The organism is uncultured Maricaulis sp. (assembly GCF_963976135.1).
GTDB lineage: Bacteria > Pseudomonadota > Alphaproteobacteria > Caulobacterales > Maricaulaceae > Maricaulis.
Genome location: NZ_CAXBKN010000148.1, coordinates 1 through 4,206, shown reverse-complemented (window position 1 = coordinate 4,206; position 4,206 = coordinate 1). Strand labels below are relative to the sequence as shown.

At 64.2% G+C, this 4,206-nt stretch carries 5 protein-coding genes and 1 tRNA gene; 2 read left to right on the top strand and 4 right to left on the bottom strand.

Annotation, left to right across the window (positions count from 1 at the left end; all coding sequences use genetic code 11):
• A tRNA-Ser gene (locus AAC023_RS13780) sits at positions 1-90 on the bottom strand.
• Positions 91-264: 174 nt separating this feature from the next.
• On the opposite strand from AAC023_RS13780, the gene msrA reads away from it, so the two are divergent.
• Entirely contained in the window at positions 265-921 is a 657-nt protein-coding gene (msrA, locus tag AAC023_RS13775) for a peptide-methionine (S)-S-oxide reductase MsrA (RefSeq protein ID WP_339741769.1), read from the top strand.
• A 114-nt stretch (positions 922-1,035) separates the two neighbouring features.
• Entirely contained in the window at positions 1,036-1,710 is a 675-nt protein-coding gene (locus AAC023_RS13770) for an HAD-IB family phosphatase (protein WP_339741768.1), read from the top strand.
• Here AAC023_RS13770 and serA read toward each other — a convergent pair.
• The 3 genes from serA to AAC023_RS13755 all read right to left on the bottom strand — a co-directional run.
• Positions 1,707-2,915 carry a phosphoglycerate dehydrogenase gene (gene serA, locus AAC023_RS13765; protein WP_339741767.1) on the bottom strand — a complete coding sequence of 403 codons (1,209 nt, stop codon included), beginning with the start codon at positions 2,913-2,915 and terminating at the stop codon, positions 1,707-1,709. The two genes, AAC023_RS13770 and serA, sit on opposite strands and share 4 nt — an antisense overlap.
• A 148-nt stretch (positions 2,916-3,063) precedes the next feature.
• Positions 3,064-3,633: a DUF4287 domain-containing protein gene (locus tag AAC023_RS13760; RefSeq protein WP_339741766.1), complete on the bottom strand. Its 570-nt coding sequence runs from the start codon at positions 3,631-3,633 to the stop codon at positions 3,064-3,066.
• 60 nt (positions 3,634-3,693) lie between these two features.
• A partial coding sequence (locus tag AAC023_RS13755; RefSeq protein WP_339741765.1) for a peroxiredoxin occupies positions 3,694-4,206 on the bottom strand: 513 nt, incomplete at its 5' end.

The following is a 4,206-nucleotide window of genomic DNA, read 5'->3' as shown; positions in this document are numbered from 1 at the left end:
TGGCGGTGAGGGTGGGATTCGAACCCACGAGACGGTTCCCCGCCTACACACTTTCCAGGCGTGCGCCTTCGACCACTCGGCCACCTCACCGCGAGGAGGGCGGACTATACGCATCACGGGGGCTAGAGCAAGTGGCCTCAATCAGCTGCGGCAGCCTGCGCAGCAGGGGCAGGCGGGCGTGGGGTTGGGCTGGCGACAGTTCGGGCTCTGGCAATCGCGCCGGGAGTGCCTATTTTGACGTCAGACCCGATCCAGGAAACCACCATGACCGAGCTCACCGCAAACCCTGCCATCATCCCTGCCGACCAGGCCCTGCCCGGCCGCGCCGCGCCGATCGCCACGGCCAGCCATCATTTCGTGACCGGGCGGCCCCTGAAGGTCGAGCGGCCGGAGATGATGGAAGAAATCTTCTTCGGCATGGGTTGCTTCTGGGGCGTCGAGCGCCTGTTCTGGCAGGCCGAGGGCGTCTGGCACACGGCGGCCGGTTATGCGGGAGGCTACACACCCAATCCGACGTATCGCGAAGTCTGCTCCGGCTCGACCGGTCATGCCGAGATCGTACGGGTGGTTTATGACCCGCAAGAAATCTCCGTCTCCGCCCTGCTGAAACTCTTCTGGGAAGGTCATGACCCGACCCAGGGCATGCGGCAGGGCAATGATCGCGGCAGCCAGTATCGCTCGGCGATCTATGTCACGACGCCGCAGCAGGCACTGGAAGCCCAGCTCAGCCTGACGGCCTACAACAAGGCCCTGGCGGCGCATGGCCGCGGTCCGGTCACGACCGAAATCGCCGAAGCCGTGCCCTTTTTCTATGCCGAGGATGATCACCAGCAATATCTCGCCAAAAATCCCGGCGGCTATTGCGGACTGTCCGGCACCGGCGTGGTCTGCCCGATCGGCACCGGGATCGGGGCTGTCTGAGGCGGGACGCGCCTGAAGCCAGGCTCGCTGCAGGATCGCCGCGGCCGGGGAATCGCCGCAGATTGATGCCAATGCGGATCCGCCGGGCCCGCCACACGCTTGGGAAATGAATCCTTGAAACGCCTGATCGCCTTTGATGTCGACTCGACGCTCCTGCGGGTGGAGTCGCTCGACACCGCACTGGAAGCGGCGCTGGCGAACCTGCCCGATTCGGCCGCGGCCAGGGCGCGGCTGCACGATATCACCAATGCCGGCATGACCGGCCGGATGGCGCTACGCGATTCGCTCGAGGCGCGACTGCAACTGGCCTCGCTTGACCGCGCCATGGTATTGCGGATCGCCGAGGACTTGCGCAAGCGCGTGACGCCGGGCATGGCGGCCCTGCTGCGGCAATTGCGGGCCCAGGGTGATGAATTGCACGCCGTCTCCGGCGGTTTCGCCGACCTGCTCGAACCGGTGCTGGGTGATCTCGGCTTCGGCCGCAGCGAGATGCACGCCAATGAATTCATCTATCTGGACGAACAGGTCATCGGCCTTGACCCGGACTGCCCGCTATCGCGCAATGGCGGCAAGGCGGAAATTCTCAACCGCATCTCGCGTCATGCCAGGACCACCATCATCATCGGCGATGGCATGACCGATTTCGAAGCCTTTGAGCAGGGTGCCGCCGATAAATTCATCGGCTTCGGGGCCATCGCCCAGCGCGAAGTCGTCCTCGCCGCAGCCGAATGGGCCGGCGAAAGCTATGTCCGCAGCGTCAATGCCCTGGCCAGCCTGCTCAAGACCTAGCCGAGGATCAGGCGGGCCCGGATCGTGCCATCCATTGCCTTGATGCGATCGAGGAAATCGGCAGGCAGATCGCCTTCGAGGTCGGCGGCGACATAGCCCAGCTCACCGCGGGTCTCCAATTGCTGGGCCGCGATATTGGCGCCGGCAGCACTGACCGCATCATTGAGCCGCGACAGATAACCCGGCGCATTGCCGTGAAAGCTCAGCAGCCGCACCCGGCCGGTCTTGATCGCACCCGGCTCGATCTCCGGCACATTGACGGCGCCCTTGGTGGCGCCGTGGCTGAGAAAGCGGGCCAGCTTGGCGGCGACATCATCGCCGATCGCCTCCTGGGCCTCCAGCGTCGAACCGCCGACATGCGGGGTGAGGATTATGTTCTCGAATTTCTGCAGCGGCGTCACGAAGGCTTCGTCCTTCGAGGCCGGCTCCTTCGGGAAGACATCAACGGCGGCGCCGATCAGATGGCCACTCTCGAGCGCTGCGCACAGCGCGTCGATATCGACCAGATCGCCACGCGCCTGGTTGATCAGGATCGAGCCGGGCTTCATGCGGGCAATCGCCTGGGCGTTCATCATATTGTGGGTCGTCGGCAGTGAGGGCACGTGCAGGGTCACGACATCACACAGCTCGAGCAATTCATCGAGCGAGCCGACCGAGCGCGCATTGCCATGGGCCAGCTTGGGTTCGACATCATAGAAATAGACATGCATGCCCAGCCCGCTGGCCAGCACGCTCAATTGCGAGCCGATATTGCCATAGCCGACAATGCCGAGCTTCTTGCCGCGCACTTCGTGGGAATTGGTCGCCGATTTGAGCCATTCGCCACGCTTGGCGGCGGAGGCGCGCAGCGGCACGCCGCGCATCAGCATGATCACCGAGGCCAGGGTCAGTTCGGCGACGGAGCGGGTATTGCCAAACGGGCCATTGAAGACCGGAATGCCATGGCTGGCGGCGGCGTCGAGATCGACCTGGTTGGTGCCGATGCAGAAACAGCCCAGCGCCAGCAGGCGCGGCGCGGCGTCGAAGGCGGCCGCGGTCATTTTGGTGCGCGAGCGAATGCCGGCGACGCGAGCATCACCAAGGGCGGTGTGCAGATCGGCGGGCTCCAGCGCCGAGGCATGACGCTCGATGCGCAATCCCGCAGCCAGCAAGGGCGCATCGGCCACAGGATGGAGATTCTCAAACAGGACGGCGGTATCGGTCATCAGGCGCTCCCAGGACTGTGGCGCCAGACTAGGAGGATTTCGCTGCACCGCAACATCCACCGGAGGAAATTTGCACGCATGCGCTGATTTTTCGCAGCCAGAAACCCTGATCATGCGTCAAACAGGCCAGGGCGCCGCAAGAATCGTCTCAACTGGCCTCATAGGCGGCGCGCAGCCAGCCGATCACCGCCTCATCGACCTCATCGGCGCCTTGCAGGCGCACCCGATGGGTGACCATCGCATTGAAGGAGCCGGCCGCCTCCAGCCGCCCGGCCGGCGGCATGGCACCGAGATTGAGTCCGAGATCGAGACGCGTTTTCGTCGAAGGCTGAACAATGGCAAACTGTTTCGACCGGCGCAGCGAGACATAGGCTTTCTTCGGCGCCAGCTCGACATCATCGCCCAGCCCGGTGGCGATCTGCATCAGACGGTCATGGATGGGGCGCAGCGCGTCCTTGCCGGCATATTGCGCCTCCACCAGATCGGCCTCGGAACCGGCCGTCTGCGGCGCCAGACGCTCCGGATTGAGACTCACCGTCGCCACGAGATTGGCATAACCATGGGTCAAACCATGTTCGCCCTTGAGCCAGGCGAGGATCTTGCCATGCTTGCGCTCGGAAACAGTGCCGGCCAGAACCAGCCATTCCTCCAGCGAGCGGCCGGTCTTCTCCGGCATATTGGCAATCATGCTCTGCAACATTTCGTCAGGCGTGGCCATGCGGTCACCTTCCCCTCAAACCCGCGTCAGGCTAGCCAATCGGTCCGGATGGGAAAACCCCTATTCGGCTGGAGCGGCCCCGGCATCGGGCGCCAGCGCGTGCAGGGCAGCCAGCGTCAGATTGACGTGCTCATCCGGGTTCATTTCCGAATGCTTGAAGGCAATTTCGCCATCTTGCGCGATCACATAGGAGGTGCGGCTGGTCCAGCCCGGACGCATCATCAGTCCGACGCCATAGGCCGAGACCGTCTCGCGATCGACGGCGGCGACAGGGAAGGCGCTGGCGCAATGCGCCTCGGAAAACTCGGACAGGCGGTCGGTATTGCCGGCGGTGACGCCGATCAAAGTCGCCCCGGCAGCGGTGAATTCAGCCGCGGATTCGGCAAATAGCGCCGCTTCGACATTACAGCCGCCCGTGAAGGCCGCCGGGAAGAAATACATCACCACAGGACCGTTGGAGAGCGCCTCGCCAAGATCGAAATGAAAGGCTTCGCCGCCGAGAAAACCATCGGCCTGGAACAGGGGCGCGGTATCGCCGACTTCCGGCGCAGCGAAGGCTGGCGCGGCGAGGCA